Source organism: Methylobacterium sp. A54F (assembly GCF_053346035.1).
Window position 1 is genome coordinate 271,930 of record NZ_JBKFBF010000007.1, and the last position, 22,343, is coordinate 294,272.

The window sequence follows — 22,343 nt, forward strand, 5'->3', positions numbered from 1 at the left end:
GCGGGGCCCGATGCCCGACATCCGCCTCTTCGGCATCCGCCACCACGGGCCGGGCTCGGCGCGAACCCTCGCGGCCGCCCTCGAGGCCTTCGCGCCGGACTGCCTGCTGATCGAGGGGCCGCCGGACGCGGACGACCTGATCCCGCTCGCCGCCGATACCGGCATGGCGCCGCCGGTGGCGCTCCTCGTCTACCGCCCAGACCGGCCCCGCGACTGCGCGTTCTTCCCCTTCGCGGGCTTTTCCCCCGAGTGGGTCGCCCTGCGCCACGGGATCGCCGCGGGTGCGGCGGTGCGCTTCATGGACCTGCCGCACGCGATCCAGCTCGCGGACGGGTTCGGCGGCCCGGCCGAGGCGCCGCCGGGGGATGCGCCGGGCGGCGCCGTCGCCTCGGCGCAGGCGGCCCCGGCCGCGCTGCGGCGCGACCCGCTCGGCGAACTCGCGCAGGCCGCCGGCTTCCCCGACGGCGAGCGCTGGTGGGACGCCTTCGTGGAAAGCCGTGCGGGGACGGACGGGGACGTGTTCGGCGCCATCGCCGAGGCCATGGCGGCCCTGCGCGCGGCGACCGGGCCGGATCCGGGCGAGGCCCCCTCGCCAGGCGCGGCGCGCGAGGAGGCAAGGGAGGTGGCAAGAGAGGAGGCGCGCGAGGCGCACATGCGGGGCGCGATCCGCCGCGCCGGGCGGGAGGGCTTCGCGCGCATCGCGGTCGTGTGCGGCGCCTGGCACGTGCCCGCCCTGGCGCGCCACGACGCGCGCGGCCAGTCCGCCGCGGATGCGGCGACTCTGAAGGGGCTGCCGAAGGCCAAGGTCGCGAGCGCGTGGGCGCCGTGGTCCTACGAGCGCCTCGCCACCGCGAGTGGCTACCGCGCGGGCGTGCTCTCGCCCGAGTGGTACGACACGCTCTGGAACCACGGGGAGCAGGTCGCCGCCCGCTGGCTCGCGCGGGCCGCCGCGCTCCTGCGCGCGGAGGACCTCGACGCCTCGCCGGCCTCGGTGATCGAGGCCGCGCGCCTCGCCGAGGCGCTCGCGGGCCTGCGCGGACGGAGCCGCCCCTCGCTGGAGGACCTCGACGAGGCCACGCAGGCGACCCTCTGCTTCGCCGACCCCGCCCCGATGGCGCTGATCCGGCGCAGGCTCGTCATTGGCGAACGCCTCGGCGCCACCCCGCCGGACAGCCCCGGCACCCCCGTCGAGGTGGATTTCGCGAGCACCTGCAAGCGCCTGCGCCTGAAGCCCGGGACGGATGCGGGCGAGATCGTCCTCGACCTGCGCAAGGAGAACGACCTCGCCCGCAGCCACTTCCTCAACCGGCTCGCACTGATCGGCGTGCCCTGGGGCACCCGGCGCGCGGCGCGCGGGCGCGGCACCTTCAAGGAGGCGTGGTCCCTCGGCTGGCAGCCCGAATGGGTGGTCGACCTCGTCGCCGCCTCCGCGGACGGCGGCACGGTGGCCGAGGCCGCTGCCGCACAGGTGAGCCGCCGGGCCGCGGAGGCGACCCGGGTCGCCGACCTCGCGGAGCTCATCAGCACCCTGCTCGACGCCGACCTGGCGGACGCCACGGCGGCGGTGATCCGGGCGATCGAGGACCGCGCCGCGGTCTCGGCGGACGTGTTCGACCTGATGGAGGCACTGCCGCCGCTCGCCGAGCTCGCCCGCTACGGGTCCGTGCGCAGCGCCGACACCGCGCCCGTGCGCGCGGCCCTGCGCGGCCTGGTGCCGCGCGCCGCCGCGGGGCTCGTCGCCGCCTGCCAGAGCCTCGACGACGACGCGGCGGCCGCCGCTAAGGCGCGCATCGCCGCCGTCACCGGCGCGCTCGCCCTCCTCGACGAGGCCGATCTCACGGCCCTCTGGCGGGAGGCGCTCGGAACGCTCGCCGACCAGGAGCACGTCCACGGCCGCGTCGTCGGCCGGGCCGTGCGCCTGCTCTTCGACGCGCGGGTGCTCGAGCCCGCGCAGGCCGGCGAGCGCCTCGGCCGCGCCCTGTCGCGGGCGGCCGGCGCCGGCGCGGCCGCCGCCTGGATCGAGGGCTTCCTCGAGGACAGCGGGACGGTGCTGCTCCACGGGCAGGGCCTCCTCGCCGTCCTCGACGCCTGGCTCCGCGACCTGGATGACGGGCACTTCACGGAACTCCTTCCCCTCGTGCGCCGCACGTTCTCGACGATCCCGCCCGCCGAGCGCCGCGCGATCGGGGCCGCCCTGGGCAATCCGAGGCGCGGGGACGCGCGGGACGCGCCGCCCGGCCACTTCCACGACGCGGAGCGGGCCGCGGCGGTGCTGCCGATCCTGCACCTGCTCTTCGCGCCCGTGATCCCCGAGACCGAGACGCCGGAGGATGCGCCGTGAGCGAGACCGAACGCCTGCGCCGCTGGCGCCTCGTGCTCGGCGGCGGCCCGGCGGAGGGCACGGGCCACGCCCTCGGCGAGCGCGACCTGCGCCTCGATCAGGCGCTCGGCGCCCTCTACGATTCCGATCGCCGGGGCGGCCTGGGCTCCTCGGCGCCCTCCGTGCCGCGCTGGCTCGGCGACATCCGCGACTACTTCCCCGCCGCCGTGGTGCAGGTGATGCAGCGCGACGCCCTCGACCGGCTCGACCTCAGGCGCATGCTCACCGAGCCCGAGATGCTGGAGGCGGTGGTCCCCGACGTCGCCCTCGTCTCGACGCTGATCTCGATGCGGGGGGTGCTCTCCGGCCGCACGAAGGAGACCGCCCGCCTGGTGGTGCGCAAGGTGGTGGACGCGCTCCTCGCCAAGCTGGAGGAGCCCCTGCGGCAGGCGGTCAACGGCGCCATCGACCGCGCCAGCGTCAACCGCCGCCCCCGCCACGCCGAGATCGACTGGAACCGGACGATCCGCGCGAACCTGCGCCACTACCAGGCCGAGTACCGCACGATCATCCCCGAGACGCGCTTCGGCCACGGACGCAGGAGCCGCGGCTCGCTCAAGGACGTGATCCTCTGCATCGACCAGTCCGGCTCGATGGCCAACTCCGTGGTCTATTCCAGCATCTTCGGCGCCGTGATGGCCTCGCTGCCCGCCGTCTCGACCCGACTCGTGGTGTTCGACACGGAGGTGGTCGACCTCACGGACGATCTCGACGACCCCGTGGAGGTGCTGTTCTCCGTCCAGCTCGGGGGCGGCACCGACATCAACCGGGCGATCGGCTACTGCGCCTCGCGCATCACGCGGCCCGAGGACACGGTGCTCGTGCTGATCTCCGACCTCTACGAGGGCGGTGTCGAGGCCGGCCTGCTGGCGCAGGCGCAGCGGCTCGTGGCGTCCGGCGTGCAGGTGGTGGCGCTGCTCGCGCTCTCCGACGAGGGCGCGCCCGCCTACGACCGCTCCCTCGCCGCGCGCCTCGCCGCCCTGGGGGTCCCCGCCTTCGCCTGCACGCCGGACCACTTCCCGGGCCTCATGGCGGCGGCGATCCGCAAGGCGGATATCGCGGCCTGGGCGGCCTCCGCCGGTATCGCGGCGGTGCCGGCGGACGCGGGTCCCCGCACCGGATGAGCGCGGGCGGACGGCGCAAGCGCGCCCGCACGGACCCTCCACAGGGGCTGCGGATATACGATCGTAGCCTGCAATTACACGGCCAGCCGTCTCGAACTGCCGAGCCAAGCTCTGTCGAGTCGCGTCATGAGCCTGCCCCGCAGGGCGACGTTCACGGTGAACCCGGATTTCACGGTGCGGGTCCTCGGAGGATACTCGCTGCTCGTGCTTGCGGAATGATCCGGTTTCGCACGCTTCCCTTCGCGGCTCTGCGCCGGTGCGCGCCTCAGCGGGCGCCGCGGTGGAGGTCGCCGTCGATCAGCAGGGCGCTCTTGCCGTCGAGGCGCGAGCGGTAGATCTGCAGGTTCTCCATCACCCGCTGCACGTAGTTGCGCGTCTCCGTGAAGGGGATGCGCTCCACCCAGTCGACCGCGTCGACATCCCCGCGGCGCGGGTCGCCGTAAGCGTCGATCCACTTCTTCACGTTGCCGCCGCCGGCGTTGTAGGAGGCGAAGGCGAGCACGTAGGAGCCGCGCCAATCCTCCATCAGCTCGCCGAGATGGGCCTGGCCGAGGCGGGCGTTGTAGGCGGGGTCGCTGCCCAGGCGGTCCTGATCGTAGGTCGTGCTCACCCGGCGCGCCGTGCGCTGGGCGGTGGCCGGCATCATCTGCATCAATCCCCGCGCCCCGACGCCGGACTGGGCGCGCGGGTCGAACTGGCTCTCCTGGCGGGCGATGGCGAAGACCATGGCGCGCTCGACCAGCGGCACGGCCGAGAACGCCTCGTAGGTCGGGATGCCGATCGTCGGGTAGGCGTGGGCGTCGAGCGGCAGCCCGCGCTGGACCGCGAGCTTGCCGATCGCCACGAGGGCCCGGGCGTCCCGCATCTCCGTGGCGAGATCGCCCAAGGCCTGCACCTCGCGGGCGTCCGTCATCTTCTGGGCCGCGTCGATGTAGAGCGGCAGGGCGAGCTCCTTCAGCGAGGCGGCACCGAGGAGGCGCAGGGCCCGGACGCAGAGGCGGTCCTCGAAAGCCGCCCGCCCCGGCCCGTCGAGTTCGGCCGGCTCGCGCAGGGTGAGGCTCGCCTGCCCGAGCTTGGCCCGGGCGAGCTGCCCGTAATAGGCGATCGGCTGGAGGGCCGCGCGCTCGTAGAAGGCGCGGGCGGCCTCCGCCTCGCCTGCCGCGTCCGCGGCGCGGCCCTGCCAGTAGGCCGCGCGGGCAATGGAGATCGGCGTCTCGGCGATCTCCGCGGCCCGGGCGAAGTGCCGGGCGCCGGTCGCCGCGTCGCCGGTGAAGCGCAGGGCGATCCAGCCGGCGTGGAACTCGGCCTCGATGCGCTTCTCGGTGGTCCGGGCGCTGTGGCCGCTCGCCACCGCGTAGGCCGTGCGTGAATTGCCGGCATCCATCAGCTTGCGGGCGACGATGCGGCGCTCCACCCACCACTCGTCGCCGTCGACCAGGACCTCCGGGTTGGTGGGTGCGGTGGCCAGCACCGCGGCGGCCGCATCGGCCTTGTCGGCCCGGCGGAAATACTGCGCCTTCGAGAAGATGTAGGAGGCGTCCGAGCGCAGCGAGGGCGGCACCGCGTTCAGGGCGGCGAGCGCCCCGGAACTCTTGTCCTCGACGGCGCGGCGCGCCCGCACCAGGGTCTGCATTGCCCCGCCCGCGTAGCCCGCGGCGCGGCCGGCGGCCTCCCAATCCTCCTTCATCAGCGCGCGCTCCATGCGGGCGCGATGGTCGATGCGGGTGAGGGCGCCGGGGAAGGCGTCGAGAACGCGGGCCTCGAGGCTGCGCCCGAACGTCTCCTCGCGCCAGAGCTCGCGCACGAGGGTCGCGGCATCGCCGTCGAGCCCCTCGGCCCGGAAGGCCAGGGCGAGGGCGAACTTACCCGGCGCGCTCTGGGGCCTGGTGGCGCCGAAATAGGCGCGGACCACGGCGGGGGCCTTGCGCTCGCTGAGCAGCGCCTCCTCGGCGCGCCGCCGCAGCAGGGCGCCGGCCGGCCAATCGGGGTTGGACCGCGCGAAGGCGACGGTGCGCTCGAAGCCGATGCCGGCGCCGGCCCGGATGGCGATCCAATCGAGGAGGGCGCGGGCCGCCGGGTCGGTGAAGCCGTCGCGCAGCCGGTCGCCGTCCGCGACCCGGCCCTTGCGGTAGAAATCGATCGCCTGGCGCAGGAGGGTCACGTCGGTCTCGCCCGAGCGCGCGGCGCGGGCCGGGTCCGGCACCTCCGGCACCGGCGCGGCGGGCGCCACCGCGGCGTCGGGCAGCGGGAAGGCCACTGGTGCATCCGGGTCGGCCGAGGCGTAGGCCGTGGCGCCCGCGGGCAGCGCGGGCCGGGCGGCCTCCGGCGCCTTCGCCTCCACCCGGAGGGCGTCGGCCGCGACGGCATCGAGGGGGGCCTTGGCGTCCTGGAGCTGGGGAGAGGCCGCGGCGGCGTCGCTCGCCGGCGGGGTTGGCTGGCTCGGCGCCTCGCTCTCGGGGCCCGGCAGCGTCCCGGAGGGGGCGGCGAACCCGACGCCCGCCGTCAGCGCGAGGGCCAGGAGAGCCAGGGAGGAGCGCGTGGATGACGCCATGGCCTGCGACTCAATCCTTGCCGCGAGCGGGAAGGGCACAGCCTCCCCCCGGGGTCGTTAAGAAGGCATTAACCGCGTATGCGGAGCGTTTGCGCAGGCGTAGCCGAAGCCCTATGTCTGCGCCGCCGGCCGCGGCGGGACGCGGCCCGCCCGCCGCGCGCGCGGACGAGTTGGGAACACGCCTGAGATGACCGAGAGCAACGCCCGCCGCCTGAAGGGCTCCCTCACCGCGCTGGCCACGCCCTTCCGCGAGGGCGCCTTCGACGAGCCGGCCTTCCGGGCCTTCGTGGAATGGCAGATCCAGCAGGGCACCCACGGACTCGTGCCGGTGGGCACCACCGGGGAGACGCCGACCCTGAGCCATGCCGAGCACGACCGCGTGGTCGAGGTCTGCATCGACGTGGCGGCCGGCCGGGTGCCGGTCGTGGCCGGCGCCGGCTCGAATTCCACCGCCGAGGCGGTCGCGCGGGCCCGTCATGCCGAGCGGGCTGGGGCGGACGCGGTGCTCATCGTCACGCCCTACTACAACAAGCCCACGCAGGACGGGATGTTCGCCCACTTCCAGGCGGTCAACGACGCGGTCGGCATCCCGATCATCATCTACAACATCCCGGGCCGCTCGGTGGTCGACATGAGCGTCGAGACCATGAAGCGGCTGTTCGAACTCAGGAACATCGCCGGCGTGAAGGACGCCACGGCCAAGCTCGACCGCGTCAGCCTGCAGCGCCAGGCGCTCGGGGAAGACTTCATCCAGCTTTCTGGCGAAGATGCGACGGCGCTGGGCTTCAACGCGCATGGCGGCCGCGGCTGCATCTCGGTGGTTTCGAACGTGGCGCCTCGCCTCTGCGCCGACCTTCAGGAGGCGACCCTCGCGGGCGACTACGCGAAGGGGCTCGCGATCCAGGATCGGCTGATGCCGCTTCACACCAGCCTGTTCCTGGAGACCAACCCCTCGCCGGTGAAGTACGCATTGAGCCGCCTGGGGCACATGAGCGAAGACGTGCGCCTTCCGCTCCTGCCCGTAGGCGCGGCGACCCGCGCGAGCGTCGACGCGGCGCTCGCCCATGCGGGTCTCCTCGACTGAGGCTCTCCCGCACGCCATATGACAGCGCCCGGCCGGATCACGGCCGGCGCGAGACCCTCAAGGCAGCATGGCCCCGAAACCCGACCCCGCCCGCCGCGTCGTCGCCGACAACCGCGCGGCGCGCTTCCACTACGCCATCACCGAGACCCTGGAGGCCGGCATCGCGCTGACCGGGACGGAGGTGAAGTCGCTGCGCAACGGCAAGGCGACGATCGGCGAGGCCTATGCGGGACCGTCGGGCAACGACCTGATGCTGTTCAACGCGAACATCCCCGAATACCTCGAGGCGAACCGCTTCAACCACGACACCAAGCGCCCGCGCCGCCTGCTGCTGCACCGCCGGCAGATCGACAAGCTGATCGGCGCCACCCAGCGCCAGGGCTACACGGTGGTGCCGTTGAAGATCTACTTCAACGACCAGGGCCGCGCGAAGGTCGAGCTCGGCCTCGGCAAGGGCAAGCAGCTCCACGACAAGCGCGAGACCGCCAAGGAGCGCGACTGGCAGCGCGACAAGGCCCGCCTGATGCGCGACAAGGGCTGAGGCCGCGTCCCCGGGCGGGGCTACTCCTCGCCGGGGCCCTCGCCGCCCTGGCGGATGCCGTAGCGGGTTTCGAGGCCCTGGTGTCCACGGGGGCCGCGCTCGCCGTAATCGCGTGTCCGGCCGCCGTCCGGGGCCGTCCGGGCGGGCCGCTCGCCGGGGTCGCGCCCCACCTTGGGCATCAGCTGGACGAGGTCGAGGAACTCGTCGGCCTGCCGGCGGAGGTCGTCGGCCACCATCGGGGGTTGGGTCTGGATGGTGGACACCACCGTCACCTTGACGCCGCGGCGCTGCATCGCCTCGACCAGGGACCGGAAGTCGCCGTCCCCGGAGAACAGCACCATGTGGTCGATGTGGGGGCTGAGCTCGAGGGCGTCGATCGCCAGCTCGATGTCCATGTTCCCCTTCACCTTCCGGCGTCCCTGCGCGTCGGTGAACTCCTTCACGGGCTTCGTGACGACGCGGTAGCCGTTGTAGTCGAGCCAGTCGATCAGCGGGCGGATCGAGGAATACTCCTGATCTTCGATCATGGCCGTGTAGTAGAAGGCGCGCAGAAGATTGTCGCGGGCCTGGAATTCCTTCAGCAGCCGCTTGTAGTCGATGTCGAACCCGAGCGCCTTCGTGGTCGCGTAGAGGTTGGCACCGTCGATGAAGAGCGCGCTGCGCTGCTGGGTGCTCATGGCACGTTCCGTATCTCAAAAAGTAATCGACGTTTTCGTAAGCCGGACGTGCGCATTTATAAAAATGTGCGATCAAGGCTCAAAGTCATACTGCATCGGCCGAAAGACAGGGAGGCCGGTTGCTACAATGGGTCGTCGCGGTTGAAGGCCCGCATGCCCGGACGTTGCTGGAGCCCCCAGCAGGATCCTCGACATGCCCCGCCCTCTGACCGATCCGAATACCGATTTTGGAGGCAGCTTTGGGAGCGGATCGAATGGCTGTCAAGCGACGGGGCAGCACACAACGGGGAATACCGAAAAAAATGGTTCTGGTGACGTGTCTTTGAAGAAACCTAAGGTATATCGAGCGTCGAAAAGCGTTGGATTGGATGAATTTTGCTCACCTTTCGATGCAACAACTTGAGGCCCGTCTTCAGGCCCCCGGGATGGCCCGGCTGCCCGGCTTGACCGCCGGGATCGCCGCGAGTTCCGGCGGCAGCGCATCCGCCGGGTAGGCCGGAATGTCGAGGGCCACGAGGGAGAGGAGCGGGACGCCGATCTCGCCCCGTCCCCCGGAGCGGTCGATCAGGCAGGCCGCGCCGACGACCTCGCCGGCCTCCTCGGCGAGCGAGGCGAGGCATTCCCGGGCCGACAGGCCGGTGGTGACGATGTCCTCGACGATTACCGCGCGCTTGCCCGCCGGGATGCTGAAGCCGCGCCGCAGCACGAACGGCTTGCCGGGCTCGCGCTCCACGAAGATCGCCCGCGCGCCGAGGTGGCGCGCCGTCTCGTAGCCCGGGACGATGCCGCCGATCGCGGGCGAGACCACGATGTCGACCCTGCCGAAGCGCGCCTTGATCTCCCGGGCGAGGGCTGCGCAGAGGCGCTCGGTGCGCGGCGGCTCGGAGAAGATCGCCATCTTCTGCAGGAACACTCCGGAATGCAGGCCCGAGCTCAGGATGAAGTGGCCCTCCAGGAGGGCTCCGGCATCGCGGAACTCTTCGAGGACCTGGTCGGGGGTCATGCGGGGCTCCGGGGCGGGACGATCCGGGGGCGGGACGATCCGGGGGCGGGACGATCGGCCCGCTTGTGACAGCGGCGGGGGGGCGTGGCAACCGGGCGCCCGGGGCCTCAGCCGTTGACCCGCTCCACCCGGCTCACCGCACGCTTGCCGCGCAGTTCCGCGATGATCGCCGTGAGGTGCTGCAGGTCCCAGACGGAGAGGTCGATCATCACGTCCGTGAAGTCCTGGGTGCGGCGCTTCATCGAGAGGTTGTCGATATTGCCGTCGTGGTCGGCGATGACCTGCGCGATCTGGGCGAGGACGCCCGGCTCGTTGATCGATTGCAGGGCGATGCGGGCGGGGAAGCGCTCGCTGGCGCTGGCCTCGACGTCCCACCGCACGTCGAGCCAGCGCTCCGGCTCGTTGTCGAATGCGGCGAGCGCCGCGGACTGGATCGGATAGATCGTGACGCCGATGCCGGGCGTCAGGATGCCGACGATGCGGTCGCCCGGCACCGCGCCGCCGTTCGGTGCGAAGCTCACCGGCAGGTCGCCCGCGATGCCGCGAATCGGGATGGCGTCCGCCGGCGCACCCGCGCCCTCGCCCGCCGGGAAGATCAGGCGCATGGTCTGATCCTTGGAGCGGGAGAGGCGCCCGGCGCCGTTGGCCGCCGGCTGCACCACGGCGGCCGGGCTGCTGCGCCGTTCGTCCTTGTAGTCGGGGTAGACCGCCTTCACGACGTCGCCCGAGAACATCTCGCCGCGGCCCACCGCGGCGAACACGTCCTCGGCGGAGGCGCGGGCGAGGCGGGGGAGCGCGCCTCGCAGCTTCTCGTCGGAGAAGCTCTTGCCGGCCCGCTCGAAGGCCCGGTCGAGGATCTGCCGGCCGAGCCCTGCATATTGCCGGCGCACCGCCGAGCGGGTCGCCCGGCGGATCGCCGCGCGGGCCTTGCCGGTGACCACGAGGGATTCCCAGGCGGCCGGCGGGGAGGCACCGTCGGAGCGGGCGATCTCGACCTCGTCGCCGTTCGCCAATTCGTGCAGCAGTGGCATCATGCGGCCGTTGATCTTGGCGCCCACCGCCGTGTTGCCGACATCGGTGTGCACCGCGTAGGCGAAGTCGATCGGCGTCGCGCCGCGCGGAAGGGCGATGAGCCGGCCCTTCGGTGTGAAGCAGAACACCTGATCCTGGAACAGCTCGAGCTTGGTGTGCTCCAGGAACTCCTCGGGGCTATCGCCCTCGGCCAGGAGCTCGATGGTCCGGCGCAGCCACTGGTAGGCGCCGCTCTCCGTGGCGAGGCGCGGATGCACGCCGCCGGGCTCGTCGCGCCGGGCGGTCTCCTTGTAGTGGGCGTGGGCCGCGATGCCGTACTCGGCGATCTCGTCCATCGCTTCCGTACGGATCTGCAGCTCGACGCGCTGGCTCTTCGGGCCGATCACCGTCGTGTGGATCGAGCGATAGTCGTTCTGCTTCGGGGTCGAGACGTAGTCCTTGTAGCGGCCCGGCACCATCGGCCAGGTGGTGTGGACGACGCCGAGGGCGCCGTAGCAATCCGCCACCGAATCCACCACGACGCGGAAGCCGAAGATGTCCGAGAGCTGCTCGAAGGCGACGGACTTGCGCTCCATCTTCGACCAGATCGAGTAGGGCTTCTTGCGCCGCCCCGTCACGGTCGCCTTGATGCCCCGGGCGGAGAGCTTCGCGGTCAGGTCCTGCTCGATGCTCTCCACGAGGCGCTCGGACTTCGCCGAGAGGTCGCCGAGGCGCTGCGTGATGGTGGCGTAGATCTCGGGCTTCAGGTTGCGGAAGGCCAGGTCCTCCAGCTCGTCGCGCAGCTCCTGCATGCCCATGCGCCCGGCGAGGGGCGCGTAGATGTCGAGCGTCTCCTCGGCGATGCGCACGCGCTTGTCGGCGCGCATGTGGTGGAGGGTGCGCATGTTGTGCAGGCGGTCGGCGAGCTTGACGAGGAGCACGCGCACGTCCGCCGCGATGGCGAGCAGGAGCTTGCGGAAGTTCTCGCCCTGCGCCGCCCGCTTCGAGACGAGATCGAGGCGCTTGAGCTTCGTCAGGCCGTCCACGAGGGCCCCGATCTCGGGGCTGAAGGTCTCGCTGATCTCGTCGAGGGTTGCCGCGGTGTCCTCCACGGTGTCGTGGAGGACGGCGGCCACGATGGTGGCGTCGTCGAGCTTCAGGTCGGTGAGGATCGCCGCCACCTCGAGGGGGTGGGCGAAGAACGGATCCCCCGAGGCGCGCTTCTGCGTGCCGTGGGCCCGCATGGCGTAGACGTAGGCGCGGTTGAGCAGGGCCTCGTTCGCGGCGGGGTTGTAACGCTTGACCCGCTCCACGAGCTCGTACTGGCGCATCATCCGCCGCTGGACCCTTCCCTGATCAGGATTGCCGTTGTGGCGGAAGTTTCCCGCATCGCGCGCATCGGCGCCAGACCTTAAGCGCCGCAGGCGGGAGAAATGGCGCCGCAGGCCCTCGCCGTCTCACGCCCCAGGTGCCGGACGGCACCCAGGCACGAAAAAGCCCGGCCGCAGGGCCGGGCTCGTCGGGCGCGCGCGACGCGAGAGGCTCAGTCGCCCTCGTCGTCCGTCTCGACCGGGGGCGCGAGGTTCTCGAGCCCGCGCAGCAGGTCCTCCTCGCTCATGCGGTCGAACTGCACCGCGCTGTCGTCGCCGCCGGAATTCTGGGGAGCGACCGCGGCGGCCGCCGGGGAGGCGGAGAGCAGCGGAACGGTCTCGGCCTCGGGCTCGTCCACCTCGACGTACTTCTGCATCGAGTGGATCAGCTGCTCCTTCAGGTCCTCGGCGGTGATCGTCTCGTCGCCGATCTCGCGGAGCGCCACCACCGGGTTCTTGTCGCGGTCGCGGTCGACCGTCAGCGGCGCGCCGGCGGCGAGCAGGCGGGCCCGGTGGCTCGCGAGGAGCACGAGCTCGAAGCGGTTCTCGACCTTCTCGATGCAATCTTCAACGGTGACGCGAGCCATGGAGGGGCGGCTCCTTCTGACGGAACGCGGATGTGCGGGCGAAGGGGCCTCATACACCGGACCGAGCCGCGCAACAAGCTGAAGCGTCAAGGCTTTCCGGGGGCGGGCTCCGGCTTCTTTCGCGCTGCAGCGTTGACACCGGGCCCCGGGCGATGCGACTGCGCCGCCCTTCGAGGCGAGATCGGTCGGCGGTGACCGCGGGGGCATCATGGCGCGCGCACTCATCTTCCCGGGGCAGGGCAGCCAGGCGGTCGGCATGGGCAAGGCCCTGGCCGAGGCCTTCCCGCCGGCGCGCGCGGTCTTCGACGAGGTCGACGCAGCACTCGGCCAGAACCTGTCAGCCCTGATGTTCGAGGGCCCGATCGAGACGCTGACCCTCACGGCCAACGCCCAGCCCGCCCTGATGGCCGCGAGCCTCGCGGTGCTGCGGGTGCTGGAGGCGGAGGCCGGGCTCGACGTCGCCCGCGACGTCGCCTGCGTGGCGGGCCACTCCCTCGGCGAGTACGCGGCGCTCGCGGCCGCCGGCAGCCTCGGCATCGCCGAGGCGGCCCGGCTCCTGCGCATCCGGGGCGAGGCCATGCAGGCCGCGGTCCCGGCGGGCGCGGGCGCGATGGCGGCGCTGATCGGAGCCGAGCCGGAGGTCGCGCGGGCGGTCGCCGAGGAGGCGGCCGAGGGCGAGGTTCTCGACGTGGCGAACGACAACGGCGCCGGCCAGGTGGTGCTCTCGGGCGCCCGCGCCGCCGTCGAGCGCGCCGTGGCAGTCGCGCAGGCGCGCGGCATCAAGCGGGCGGTGATGCTCAACGTCTCCGCCCCCTTCCACTGCCGCCTAATGGGCCCGGCCGCCGAGGTGATGCGGGCGGCGCTGGCGGGGGCGGACCTGCAGCCCCCGAAGGTCCCCGTCTACGCCAATGTCCTGGCGGTCCCTGTCTCGGACACGGACGCGATCCGCGACGCCCTCGTCGCCCAGGTCACCGGCACCGTGCGCTGGCGCGAGAGCGTCGCCGCCATGGCGGCGGCGGGCGTCGATCGGTTCTACGAGCTCGGCGCCGGCAAGGTCCTGACCGGCCTCGTGAAGCGCATCGCCCCGACCGCCGCCGCGGCGCCGGTCGGCACGCCCGACGACGTGCGCGCCTTCGCGCTCTGAACGCATACGCTGAAGAGGAAGCCCCATGTTCGATCTCACCGGGCGCAAGGCCCTCGTCACCGGCGCCACCGGCGGCCTCGGCGGCGCCGTCGCGCGGGCGCTGCACGCCCAGGGGGCGGACGTCGCGATCTCCGGGACCCGGCAGGAGGCGCTTGAGGCGCTGGCGCAGGCGCTCGGTGGGGAGCGGGTGCATGTCGTCCCCGCCAACCTCGCCGACAGCGCGTCCGTCGAGGCGCTGGTTCCCGCGGCCGAGGCGGCGCTCGGCGGCCTCGACATCCTCGTGAACAACGCCGGCATCACCCGGGACAACCTGTTCATGCGCATGAAGGACGAGGAGTGGGACGCGGTGCTGGCCGTGAACCTCACCGCCGCCTTCCGCCTGTCGCGGGCCGCCGTGAAGGGCATGATGCGCCGCCGCCACGGGCGCATCGTCAACATCGGCTCGGTGGTGGGTACCACCGGCAACCCGGGCCAGGGCAACTACGCGGCCGCCAAGGCCGGCCTCGTGGGACTGACGAAGGCGCTCGCCGCCGAGGTCGCCTCCCGGGGCATCACGGTCAACTGCATCGCGCCGGGCTTCATCAGCTCGCCGATGACGGACGCGCTGAACGAGAAGCAGCGCGAGGGCATCCTGGCCCGGGTCCCGGCGGGCCGACTCGGCGAGGGGGCCGAGGTCGCGGCCGCGGCGGTCTATCTCGCCAGCGCGGAGGCCGCCTACGTCACGGGCCACACCCTGCACCTCAACGGCGGCATGGCCATGGTCTGAGCCGGGATGGCGCGGCGGCGGTTGGGCCGCCATCGTCCCGCCCGATTGCTGGTGCGTTGCACGCCGGACCGTTTTGCGGCGCGTCGCGCAGGGGGTGCGCAAGTGGCGCCAGCCATTGCCGAATCGAACACCTGAACGCCCGGTGAACCGGGCCTCGCCAGGGCCCTGGCCCTGTGTTAACACCCGGCAGCCGTGCGAGGGGGGTTGACGGTTCAGCGGGTTGCAAGTCCAAGACGGGCGGGGAATGTCGCCCCCGTCGCGGGGCGCGCGACGCGCGATCGGAGACCGGCCGCCTACCAACCACGCGCCCGAACGGGCGAGGCGGCCACGGCACCACCATCAACGTCCGACCACCATCACGACTGAGACGAGGACCAAGACCGATGAGCGATATCGCTGAGCGCGTGAAGAAGATCGTCGTCGAGCACCTGGGCGTTGAGCCCGAGAAGGTGGTCGAGGGCGCGAACTTCATCGACGATCTCGGCGCCGACAGCCTCGACACCGTCGAGCTCGTGATGGCGTTCGAGGAGGAGTTCAACGTCGAGATCCCGGACGACGCCGCCGAGACCATCCAGACGGTCGGCGACGCGGTGAAGTTCCTCGAGAAGAACTCCGCTTAAGACACCTTCTTTCGGCGTGAGCGGGGCGATTGTGCCCCGCGCGCCGTTTCCTTGATGAAGATGGACGGCAGACGGGATAGCACGATGCGGCGGGTGGTCATCACGGGTCTGGGCATGGTCACGCCGCTGGGCAGCGGCGTCGAGCACGTCTGGAGCCGGCTGATCGCGGGGGATAGCGGGGCGGCCCGCGTCTCCTCCTTCGAGACCGAGGACCTCGCCTGCAAGATCGCCTGCCAGATCCCCCTCGGCGACGGCTCCGACGGCACCTTCAACCCCGACGCCTACATGGAGGCGAAGGAGCAGCGGAAGGTCGACCCCTTCATCGTCTACGCCATCGCGGCGGCCGCGCAGGCCCTCGACGATGCCGACTGGCACCCGACCGCCCACGAGGACCAGTGCGCCACGGGCGTGCTCGTCGGCTCCGGCATCGGCGGCATCGGCGGCATCTACGACGCCTCGGTGACGCTCCACGAGAAGGGCCCGCGCCGCGTCTCGCCCTTCTTCATTCCCGGCCGCATCATCAACCTCGCCTCGGGCCAGATTTCCATCGCCCACGGCCTCAAGGGCCCGAACCACGCGGTCGTCACCGCCTGCTCCACCGGCGCCCATGCCATCGGCGACGCGGCCCGGCTGATCGCCCTCGGCGACGCCGACGTGATGGTCTCGGGTGGAGCCGAATCACCGGTGAACCGTCTCTCGCTGGCGGGCTTCGCGGCCTGCCGGGCACTCTCCACCGGCTTCAACGACGACCCCACCCGCGCCTCGCGGCCCTACGACAAGGCCCGCGACGGCTTCGTGATGGGCGAGGGCGCGGGCGTCGTGGTGCTGGAGGAGTACGAGCACGCCAAGGCGCGCGGGGCGAAGATCTACGCCGAGATCGTCGGCTACGGCCTCTCGGGCGACGCCTACCACATCACCTCGCCCTCGCCGGACGGCGACGGGGCCTACCGCTGCATGATGGCGGCCGTGAAGCGCGCCGGGATCCAGCCCTCCGAGATCGACTACATCAACGCCCACGGCACATCGACGCCGATGGGCGACGAGCTGGAGCTGAAGGCCGTCGAGCGCCTCCTCGGCAACGCCGCCGGCAAGGCCTCCATGTCCTCCACCAAGTCCGCCATCGGCCACCTGCTGGGGGCCGCCGGCGCCGTGGAGGCGATCTTCTCGGTGCTCGCGATCCGCGACGGCGTGCTACCCCCGACCCTCAACCTCGACAACCCGAGCGTCGAGACCGCCCTCGACCTCGTGCCGCACGAGGCCAAGCGCAAGCGAGTCGACGTGGCCCTCTCGAACTCCTTCGGCTTCGGCGGCACCAACGCGTCGCTCGTGATGCGGCGGGTCTGAGGACCCGGGCCGGGCCTGCAGGGGCGGTGCGCTTTCGGCTTCTCCGCCGCGCACCATCCCGCGCCGCTAGCTGCCCTACCCCGCATCCTTCTCGGCGGCGGTATTCACGAGGGGCGGCGTCTGCTGATGCTGCACGACCCGCCAGACCTCGTGCTCCAGGCGCCGGTAGGTCGAGGTGCAGTGAGCCTCATAGGTCTCGTCGTCGCGCGAGGCCCGCGCCTGGTAGGCGATGACGATCAGCCCCTCCTGGGGCCGCGCGATCTGCCCCTTCGACAGCTCCACCTCGGACCAGCGCGGCGTGCTCGCGACCGCCTCGATCGCCTGCGCTCCGCTCAGAACGAAGGGCGGCTGCGGCAGCACCATCAGGCACTCGTCGTCGACCAACTCGCGGTAGTGATCCGCACCGCCGGTCCAGAGGCTCTTCTCGAAGGACCAAACGCGATCGTCGTCCATGCTGCTCTCCCTCGGGCTTCGGTGTCTCAGAGAAGCCCGCGGGGCCGGGATCGTTCCTGGTGCGGCGATGGGCCGGTGCCGCGGGCGGCTCCTCCGGCTGGTGTCCTGTCCGTCCGCAGCCCAGGACCGCCGAGGCGAACCGGACGGATCGGGCCTCAGTTCGAGCGGGTGAACTTGCTTCCGTTCCACACGAGGGTCACTCCGCAGGGGGCGGAGCCGAGCTTGCCGCACGCCGTGCCGTGCAGGCCGAGCAGCATGGCGGGCCGCCCCTTCACGCGCGCGAACTTCAGGTCCCGCACGTTGTCGTTCAGCACCTTCACGTAACCGCCACCACGTGAGGCGAAGACCTGCGCGATGCAGCCGGCCGAGCCGCAATAGAGGGAGCCGCTGTCCCCGCATCGGACGGCTGCATAATCGAGGATGATGTCCTCGATCCCGTCGCCGTTCACATCCTTGCGGGTGAGGAAGCCGGGTTCCAGCGTGACCTTTCCCCCCGAGCAATCCTGCTTCAGTTCGGCGATCTCGGCCTCGACCAGAGGCGGCAGACCGCTTGCAGCCGCGATCGAGGCAAATGAGACAAGACCGAATAGAAGTATAGCGATGCGCATGAATTCGAAATATTCCTATGCAATGTGGCTTCGTCTTGTCGATATTGGGAAGTCCACGGCAAACTGCGTAAACTTTGCACCGGATGCGACTTGATCTGAACCAGAACTACTTTGCGTTCTGGTGAACAGCAATCATCCTGGGCGAGGTGACCCGTCAGTCAAATTGATTAGGGGATGTCTACGGCATCTGCGCCGTGTCGACTGTATAGATCGATTCGGTCGTCCGCCTGGTCGGCCGTTTCCTGATCTTGAGCGGCATGACGGAGGCCGGTCGTGAGACAACTTCTTATCGCAGCAGCGACGCTGGCGCTGATCGGCGCCGTGCCGCTGAGTTCCTCGGCCGAAGCCCGTGGCGGATACCGCGGCGGATACCATGGCGGCGGTTACAGGGCAGTCTACCATGGCGGGTACGCCCCTCGCCGCTACTACGGCGGGTATCGTCGCTACGGATACCGGGGCTACGGATACCGCCGCTACGGGTACGGCTACTACGGCGGCCCGTACTACTACGGCGCCAACGGAGGGGCTCTGGCGGCCGGCGCCGCACTGGGCCTGTTCGGAGCCGCCCTGGTCGGTGCCGCTGGCGGTTACTGAGCCTTGCACCTCTGATCGGACCCCGTGGCCGACAGGCTGCGGGGTTTCGTCGTTCAGGTCGGGCAATCCGCTCTCGCCGGCCCATCCCAGATAACGCTTCGGCCTGAGATGAACACGACTGAGGGGAATGGATCGCGGCTTGATCGGAGTGGGACCCGGTTGCGGTGGCTTCCTGATGCGCAGTCTGCTGCGATGAATCTACCACTTCCGGCGTGCGGCTCGCGCGAACGACACGTGCGAACACCGAAGTCTTGATTATGACATTGAGAAAGCTGGCGCACCCGACACGATTCGAACGTGTGACCTTTGCCTTCGGAGGGCAACGCTCTATCCAGCTGAGCTACGGGTGCTGACCGCGTCCGTTGAGTAGCCCAAGGCGGCCTTGCGCGCAACGGGGCTGCGGAAGAGTCTGCGTTCGGTGGATTGCGCCGATGGCTCCTGGGGCGATGGTGGCTGATCCGCTTGGGCGAGATACGCCGTCAGCCGCGTGGGCCCTAAACCAAGTCCTCAATGCGGATCGGCAGGCGGCGGATGCGGCGACCGGTGGCGTGGTGGACGGCGTTGGCGATGGCTGCGTTGACGCCGATGATGCCGAGTTCGCCGAGGCCCTTCACGCCGAGGGGGTTCACGCGCGCGTCCGCGTCCGGCACCAGCAGCGCCTCGACGGTGCCGACGTCGGCCGCGGTGGGCACGAGGTACTCGGCGAGATCGGGGTTGCGATAGGCTGCCCCGTCGAGGACGGTCTCTTCGAGGAGGGCCGAGCCGAGGCCCCAGACCATGCCGCCGACGAGTTGGCTTCGGGCGGTGAGCGGGTTGAGGACGCGACCCGCCGCGAAGGCGCCAATGAGGCGCGCCACGCGGAGTTCGCCGGTCTCGGCATGGACGTGCACCTCCGCGAACTGCGCGCCGAAACCCCAGGACAGGGTGTCGCCGCCGCTCGTCAGGGCGATATGGCCGGCGCGCAGGTCGTCGAGGGCCGTGGCCTTCGCGCCCGGCGGCACGAACTCGGCCAGGACCTCGGGGCCGGCGGGATCGTCGAGGGCTGCCGCCGCGCCGAGCGCCAGGGTGCGGCCATCGCTCGCCGACAGCGCAGCCCCGGCGAGGCGCAGGGTGTCCGGGTCGCAGTCCTGCAGCGGCCGTCCGGGTGCCGTGGCCGCCCGCGCCAACCGCGCGCGGAGCTGCTCGCAGCCGAGTTCGAGCGCGCTCATCAGGCTCGTCGTCGTGCTCGACCCGCCAGAGATGCCGGCCGGCGGCAGGGCGGTGTCGCCGAGGCGCACCCGCACCCGCTCCACCGGCACGCCGAGCCGGTCGGCGACCCCCATCGCCAGCAGCGTCGTGATGCCGTTGCCGATCTCGTGGTGGGCGCTCGCGACCTCCGCGGAACCGTCGGGGAACAGGCGCAGCCGCAGCGTCGCTGCGGCGATCTTCACCGGGCGTACGGAGGCGGCGCAGCCGAGGCCGATCTGCCAGGGTCCGTCGCGCAGCTGCGCCCCGTCCGGGCGCCGGCGGTCCCAGCCGAAGACGGGAGCAGCTGCGTCGAAGCAGGTCATCAGCGGTCGCGTCGAGAAGGGCTTGCCGGTGATGGGGTCCGTGGCGGTGTCGTTCCGGCGGCGCAGCGCAATCGGGTCGAGGCCGAGGGCCGAGGCCATCTCGTCGACGGCGCTCTCCAGGGCGAACAGGTAGGGCACCTCGGGCGGCGCCCGCATGGGGCCCGGCGTGTTGCGGTCGACCCGTACCGCCCGCTCCTGCGTGCGCACGGCCGGGCAGGCGTAGAGGCTCGCGGTCACGTCCGCGCCCTCCATCGCGAAGGGATCGAAGCGCGACGTGATCACCTCGGCCTCGTGCACCAGCGCGGTGAAGCGCCCGTCCCGGTCGGCGGCGAGGCGGACGCGGTGGCGCGTCTCCGGGCGGTAGTTCGCGAGGGTGAAGCATTGCCGCCGGGTCGGCACCAGCGAGACCGGGCATCCGAGGCGCCGCGCCGCGAGCGCGACGAGGGCGGTGTGCTGCGACAGGCCGAACTTCGAGCCGAAATGCCCGCCGATCAGGCCTGACACCACCCGAATGCGGGACGGGTCCAGGCCGAGCTGTGCGGCGAGGCCGTGCTGCACGGCCCCGATGTAGCGCGCCGGCTCGTGCACGGTGAGCCTATCGCCGTCCCAGGCGCAGCGGGTGGTGAAGAGCTCGATCGGGTTGTGATGCTGGACCGGCGTCTCGTAGAGCGCCGAGACCCTGGCCGCGGCACTCGGCCAGGCTGCGTCCGGGTCGCCGGTCGCGATGTCCGCGTGGGCGGGCTTCAGGTCGGCGAGCCGTACGGTTTCGGCTCCGGGGTCGTCGAAGGTCCCGGCGGCGTGCTCGGCTTCGTAGGCGACCCGCAGCAGGGCGGCGGCTCGCGCAGCAGCCTCCTGCGACCGGGCGACGACGAGGGCGACGATCTGGCCGGCGTAGGCGACGCGGTCCGAGGCGAGGGGCCGGTGGGCGCTGTTGGTGTAGCCACCGGCCATCAGGTGCGGCACCGGGGCTATGGCATCCGCGAAGTCGCGGTGCGTGAAGATGCCGAGGAGCCCCGGTTCGACCTCGGCGGCCGCGCGGTCGAAGCCGGTGATGCGCCCCCGCGCGATCGTGCTGGTGACGAGGGCGGCGTGCGCGACGCCGTCGTCGCGCCCGTCCGAGGCGTAGAGCGCGGTCCCGGTGACCTTGGCGCGGCCCTCGACCCGCACATGTGGGCGCCCGAGGACGCCCGGGCCTGCCGTCTCGGTCTGATCCATCGCGCTGGTCCCGGGCCCGTCGATCAGGGCGTTCTCTCAGGCCGGTCCCTGCGCGGGAGACCGTGAGGCCGCGAGGGCCCGGCCGCCGCGGCGGCCAGGCGAAGGCGCCTCAATGGGCGCGGCGCTCGCGGACCGTGGTGGTCTCCTCGCGGCGCTCGATCCGCTCGCGGCGCGGCTCGGGATCGACGCCGAGCACGCCGCCGACGGTGCCCGTCGCCGCGCCGACGGCGCCGCCGACCACGCCGCCCACGGGCCCGGCCGCACGGCTGCCGTCCTCGGCACCGCGCTCCGCGCCGCGGATGGTGCCCTGGGCCTGCGCCATCCCGGTCAGGGCGGCGGAGGACAGGAGGATCGTGGCGATCAGGTATGCGCTCTTCATAAAAGGCTCCTTTCGGGTGGGTGCCGGGCGTCGCTGACGGACCGGCTCAGGTGTCGGTCAACGTCCGGGAGTCCGAAAAGGTGCATGGAAACGGGCCGCAGCGGCTCCGGCCCGGGCCTCACCAGCCCCGGCGCTCTTCCCCGGTGGGCACCCGTCCCTGGGGCGTCAGTCCGTTGATCACCTCGGGCAGCACCTGCGCGAGCTGGCCGAGAAGGCTGTTGCGGTCGAGGCCGGTCTGGCGCTCCAGGGTGTCGAGGGTGTCGGGGCCGAGCGCGTCGGCCAGCTGGTTCGGCTGCACCGGACGGTTCTGGCCGTGGCCGATCCAGCTCTCGACGACGTCCCCGAGGCCGCTGCGGCGGAAGCCCTCGATGAGGCCGTCGAGGCCGCCGAGGTCCGGCCCATCGGATTCGTGGCCGTAGGGGCTGCCGCGGTCGCCGGGCTCGCGGTCGAGATGGGCGTAGGGTCCAGCGCCCGGATCGCGGCCCGGGCTCGCCTGGGGCGCGTCGCCGGGGCCGTCGAGCATGCCGGAGAGGTCGCCGTAATCGTCGCCGCCGGGCAAGGGGCCGTCCCGCCGCTCGCCGACTTGGTTCCAGCCGCCCATATCGCTGGGCTCGGACCCGCCGGGGTCGCGCCCGTAGGGGCCCGCGCCGCCGGATCGGTCGTCGGCCGGTCCGGGCTCGTGGCCGCGGCCGCGGCCGAAGATGTCGCCGAAGCCGCCGCTCGCACCCTTGGCGAGCAGCAGCATCAGGAGGGCCTTCACCAGGGGCGACATGCCGCCCTGCTGGCCGCGGCCGCCGCCGAGCACCTGGCCCAGCACGCCGCCGACCACCGAATCGAGCAGACCCATGGTGTGCGCTCCTCTCCCGAACGGCCGACACGCGACCGCCCGCCGTCAACGGGGAAGGCGGGCGGCAGGTTGCGTCGGACGGGCCCCGGCGCGCGGGCGGGGGAGCGACGCGGGCCTAGCGGTTCAGCACCTCGATGAGGGTCGATCCGAGGCGGGCGGGGGATGGGGAGACGCGGATGCCCGCCGCCTCCATCGCCGCGATCTTGTCCTCCGCCCCGCCCTTGCCGCCCGAGATGATCGCCCCCGCATGACCCATCCGGCGACCCGGAGGCGCCGTGCGGCCCGCGATGAAGCCCACCATCGGTTTCCGGCGACCCCGCTTCGCCTCGTCCGCCAGGAACTGCGCAGCCTGCTCCTCCGCCGACCCACCGATCTCGCCGATCATCACGATCGCGTCCGTCTCCGGATCGCCCAGAAACAGCTCCAGCACGTCGATGAACTCCGTGCCCTTCACGGGGTCGCCCCCAATCCCCACCGCCGTCGTCTGGCCGAGGC

At 71.9% G+C, this 22,343-nt stretch carries 19 protein-coding genes, 1 tRNA gene and 1 pseudogene; 9 read left to right on the forward strand and 12 right to left on the reverse strand.

The features are described 5' to 3' along the window. Nucleotides 1-10: 10 nt before the first annotated feature. Together ACLBXP_RS14095 and ACLBXP_RS14100 are read left to right on the forward strand one after the other, a co-directional pair. On the forward strand, nucleotides 11-2,341 hold the full coding sequence (locus ACLBXP_RS14095; protein WP_447668351.1) for a DUF5682 family protein: 2,331 nt from the start codon (nucleotides 11-13) through the stop codon (nucleotides 2,339-2,341). Further along, nucleotides 2,338-3,504, forward strand: a complete 1,167-nt coding sequence (locus ACLBXP_RS14100; RefSeq protein WP_447668352.1) for a VWA domain-containing protein — start codon at nucleotides 2,338-2,340, stop codon at nucleotides 3,502-3,504. Before ACLBXP_RS14095 ends, ACLBXP_RS14100 begins: the two co-directional genes overlap by 4 nt. A gap of 265 nt (nucleotides 3,505-3,769) precedes the next feature. On the opposite strand, the gene ACLBXP_RS14105 is transcribed toward ACLBXP_RS14100, so the two are convergent. Next, nucleotides 3,770-6,055 (reverse strand): lytic transglycosylase domain-containing protein, encoded by a 2,286-nt coding sequence (locus tag ACLBXP_RS14105; protein ID WP_447668353.1) that lies wholly within the window; start codon nucleotides 6,053-6,055, stop codon nucleotides 3,770-3,772. Nucleotides 6,056-6,242: 187 nt separating this feature from the next. Here ACLBXP_RS14105 and dapA point away from each other — a divergent pair, with 187 nt between their 5' ends. Next, a complete protein-coding gene (gene dapA / locus ACLBXP_RS14110; RefSeq protein ID WP_447668354.1) occupies nucleotides 6,243-7,139 on the forward strand; it encodes a 4-hydroxy-tetrahydrodipicolinate synthase in 897 nt (298 codons plus the stop codon). Between the two features lie 67 nt (nucleotides 7,140-7,206). After that, on the forward strand, nucleotides 7,207-7,680 hold the full coding sequence (smpB, locus tag ACLBXP_RS14115; protein ID WP_447668355.1) for an SsrA-binding protein SmpB: 474 nt from the start codon (nucleotides 7,207-7,209) through the stop codon (nucleotides 7,678-7,680). Between the two features lie 20 nt (nucleotides 7,681-7,700). Here the strand turns inward: smpB and ACLBXP_RS14120 are convergent, their stop codons facing one another. The 4 genes from ACLBXP_RS14120 to rpoZ form a co-directional block, all read right to left on the reverse strand. After that, the gene (locus tag ACLBXP_RS14120; RefSeq protein WP_447668356.1) at nucleotides 7,701-8,357 is read right to left on the reverse strand and encodes a LabA-like NYN domain-containing protein; all 657 of its coding nucleotides are present in this window, start codon (nucleotides 8,355-8,357) and stop codon (nucleotides 7,701-7,703) included. A gap of 412 nt (nucleotides 8,358-8,769) precedes the next feature. Beyond that, entirely contained in the window at nucleotides 8,770-9,360 is a 591-nt protein-coding gene (gene pyrE / locus ACLBXP_RS14125) for an orotate phosphoribosyltransferase (protein ID WP_447668357.1), read from the reverse strand. A gap of 107 nt (nucleotides 9,361-9,467) precedes the next feature. After that, the gene (locus ACLBXP_RS14130; RefSeq protein ID WP_447668358.1) at nucleotides 9,468-11,705 is read right to left on the reverse strand and encodes a RelA/SpoT family protein; all 2,238 of its coding nucleotides are present in this window, start codon (nucleotides 11,703-11,705) and stop codon (nucleotides 9,468-9,470) included. 209 nt (nucleotides 11,706-11,914) lie between these two features. Further along, nucleotides 11,915-12,328 (reverse strand): DNA-directed RNA polymerase subunit omega, encoded by a 414-nt coding sequence (gene rpoZ, locus ACLBXP_RS14135; protein ID WP_447668359.1) that lies wholly within the window; start codon nucleotides 12,326-12,328, stop codon nucleotides 11,915-11,917. A gap of 208 nt (nucleotides 12,329-12,536) precedes the next feature. Between rpoZ and fabD the strand changes: the two genes are divergently transcribed. From fabD to fabF, 4 genes are all read left to right on the forward strand, one after another. After that, nucleotides 12,537-13,472 carry an ACP S-malonyltransferase gene (fabD, locus tag ACLBXP_RS14140; RefSeq protein ID WP_447668360.1) on the forward strand — a complete coding sequence of 312 codons (936 nt, stop codon included), beginning with the start codon at nucleotides 12,537-12,539 and terminating at the stop codon, nucleotides 13,470-13,472. A 25-nt stretch (nucleotides 13,473-13,497) separates the two neighbouring features. After that, a complete protein-coding gene (gene fabG / locus ACLBXP_RS14145) occupies nucleotides 13,498-14,238 on the forward strand; it encodes a 3-oxoacyl-[acyl-carrier-protein] reductase (RefSeq protein ID WP_447668361.1) in 741 nt (246 codons plus the stop codon). A 383-nt stretch (nucleotides 14,239-14,621) separates the two neighbouring features. Beyond that, the gene (locus tag ACLBXP_RS14150; RefSeq protein WP_018044468.1) at nucleotides 14,622-14,858 is read left to right on the forward strand and encodes an acyl carrier protein; all 237 of its coding nucleotides are present in this window, start codon (nucleotides 14,622-14,624) and stop codon (nucleotides 14,856-14,858) included. 84 nt (nucleotides 14,859-14,942) lie between these two features. Next, the gene (fabF, locus tag ACLBXP_RS14155; RefSeq protein ID WP_447668362.1) at nucleotides 14,943-16,202 is read left to right on the forward strand and encodes a beta-ketoacyl-ACP synthase II; all 1,260 of its coding nucleotides are present in this window, start codon (nucleotides 14,943-14,945) and stop codon (nucleotides 16,200-16,202) included. Nucleotides 16,203-16,277: 75 nt separating this feature from the next. Here the strand turns inward: fabF and ACLBXP_RS14160 are convergent, their stop codons facing one another. Next, nucleotides 16,278-16,655 (reverse strand): DUF4440 domain-containing protein, encoded by a 378-nt coding sequence (locus tag ACLBXP_RS14160; protein ID WP_447668363.1) that lies wholly within the window; start codon nucleotides 16,653-16,655, stop codon nucleotides 16,278-16,280. A 155-nt stretch (nucleotides 16,656-16,810) separates the two neighbouring features. Next, entirely contained in the window at nucleotides 16,811-17,263 is a 453-nt protein-coding gene (locus ACLBXP_RS14165; RefSeq protein ID WP_447668364.1) for a hypothetical protein, read from the reverse strand. Nucleotides 17,264-17,536: 273 nt separating this feature from the next. On the opposite strand from ACLBXP_RS14165, the gene ACLBXP_RS14170 reads away from it, so the two are divergent. Further along, nucleotides 17,537-17,857 carry a hypothetical protein gene (locus ACLBXP_RS14170; protein WP_447668365.1) on the forward strand — a complete coding sequence of 107 codons (321 nt, stop codon included), beginning with the start codon at nucleotides 17,537-17,539 and terminating at the stop codon, nucleotides 17,855-17,857. 273 nt (nucleotides 17,858-18,130) lie between these two features. On the opposite strand, the gene ACLBXP_RS14175 is transcribed toward ACLBXP_RS14170, so the two are convergent. The 5 genes and pseudogenes from ACLBXP_RS14175 to ACLBXP_RS14195 form a co-directional block, all read right to left on the reverse strand. Then, nucleotides 18,131-18,207, reverse strand: a tRNA-Arg gene (locus ACLBXP_RS14175). A gap of 144 nt (nucleotides 18,208-18,351) precedes the next feature. Then, a complete protein-coding gene (locus ACLBXP_RS14180; RefSeq protein ID WP_447668366.1) occupies nucleotides 18,352-20,622 on the reverse strand; it encodes a xanthine dehydrogenase family protein molybdopterin-binding subunit in 2,271 nt (756 codons plus the stop codon). A gap of 109 nt (nucleotides 20,623-20,731) precedes the next feature. After that, the gene (locus tag ACLBXP_RS14185) at nucleotides 20,732-21,001 is read right to left on the reverse strand and encodes a hypothetical protein (protein WP_447668367.1); all 270 of its coding nucleotides are present in this window, start codon (nucleotides 20,999-21,001) and stop codon (nucleotides 20,732-20,734) included. Between the two features lie 118 nt (nucleotides 21,002-21,119). Continuing rightward, nucleotides 21,120-21,848 (reverse strand): YidB family protein, encoded by a 729-nt coding sequence (locus ACLBXP_RS14190; protein ID WP_447668368.1) that lies wholly within the window; start codon nucleotides 21,846-21,848, stop codon nucleotides 21,120-21,122. Between the two features lie 115 nt (nucleotides 21,849-21,963). Further along, nucleotides 21,964-22,343: pseudogene (locus ACLBXP_RS14195) on the reverse strand (succinate--CoA ligase subunit alpha); the annotation flags it as partial.

Excerpts from the sequence above, each read along its gene's own strand:
- ACLBXP_RS14095 (WP_447668351.1), top strand. The coding sequence starts at position 11 with ATGCCCGACATCCGCCTCTTCGGCATCCGCCACCACGGGCCGGGCTCG.
- ACLBXP_RS14105 (WP_447668353.1), bottom strand. The coding sequence starts at position 6,055 with ATGGCGTCATCCACGCGCTCCTCCCTGGCTCTCCTGGCCCTCGCGCTG.
- dapA (WP_447668354.1), top strand. The coding sequence starts at position 6,243 with ATGACCGAGAGCAACGCCCGCCGCCTGAAGGGCTCCCTCACCGCGCTG.
- smpB (WP_447668355.1), top strand. The coding sequence starts at position 7,207 with ATGGCCCCGAAACCCGACCCCGCCCGCCGCGTCGTCGCCGACAACCGC.
- ACLBXP_RS14120 (WP_447668356.1), bottom strand. The coding sequence starts at position 8,357 with ATGAGCACCCAGCAGCGCAGCGCGCTCTTCATCGACGGTGCCAACCTC.
- pyrE (WP_447668357.1), bottom strand. The coding sequence starts at position 9,360 with ATGACCCCCGACCAGGTCCTCGAAGAGTTCCGCGATGCCGGAGCCCTC.
- ACLBXP_RS14130 (WP_447668358.1), bottom strand. The coding sequence starts at position 11,705 with ATGATGCGCCAGTACGAGCTCGTGGAGCGGGTCAAGCGTTACAACCCC.
- rpoZ (WP_447668359.1), bottom strand. The coding sequence starts at position 12,328 with ATGGCTCGCGTCACCGTTGAAGATTGCATCGAGAAGGTCGAGAACCGC.
- fabD (WP_447668360.1), top strand. The coding sequence starts at position 12,537 with ATGGCGCGCGCACTCATCTTCCCGGGGCAGGGCAGCCAGGCGGTCGGC.
- fabG (WP_447668361.1), top strand. The coding sequence starts at position 13,498 with ATGTTCGATCTCACCGGGCGCAAGGCCCTCGTCACCGGCGCCACCGGC.
- ACLBXP_RS14150 (WP_018044468.1), top strand. The coding sequence starts at position 14,622 with ATGAGCGATATCGCTGAGCGCGTGAAGAAGATCGTCGTCGAGCACCTG.
- fabF (WP_447668362.1), top strand. The coding sequence starts at position 14,943 with ATGCGGCGGGTGGTCATCACGGGTCTGGGCATGGTCACGCCGCTGGGC.
- ACLBXP_RS14160 (WP_447668363.1), bottom strand. The coding sequence starts at position 16,655 with ATGGACGACGATCGCGTTTGGTCCTTCGAGAAGAGCCTCTGGACCGGC.
- ACLBXP_RS14165 (WP_447668364.1), bottom strand. The coding sequence starts at position 17,263 with ATGCGCATCGCTATACTTCTATTCGGTCTTGTCTCATTTGCCTCGATC.
- ACLBXP_RS14180 (WP_447668366.1), bottom strand. The coding sequence starts at position 20,622 with ATGGATCAGACCGAGACGGCAGGCCCGGGCGTCCTCGGGCGCCCACAT.
- ACLBXP_RS14185 (WP_447668367.1), bottom strand. The coding sequence starts at position 21,001 with ATGAAGAGCGCATACCTGATCGCCACGATCCTCCTGTCCTCCGCCGCC.
- ACLBXP_RS14190 (WP_447668368.1), bottom strand. The coding sequence starts at position 21,848 with ATGGGTCTGCTCGATTCGGTGGTCGGCGGCGTGCTGGGCCAGGTGCTC.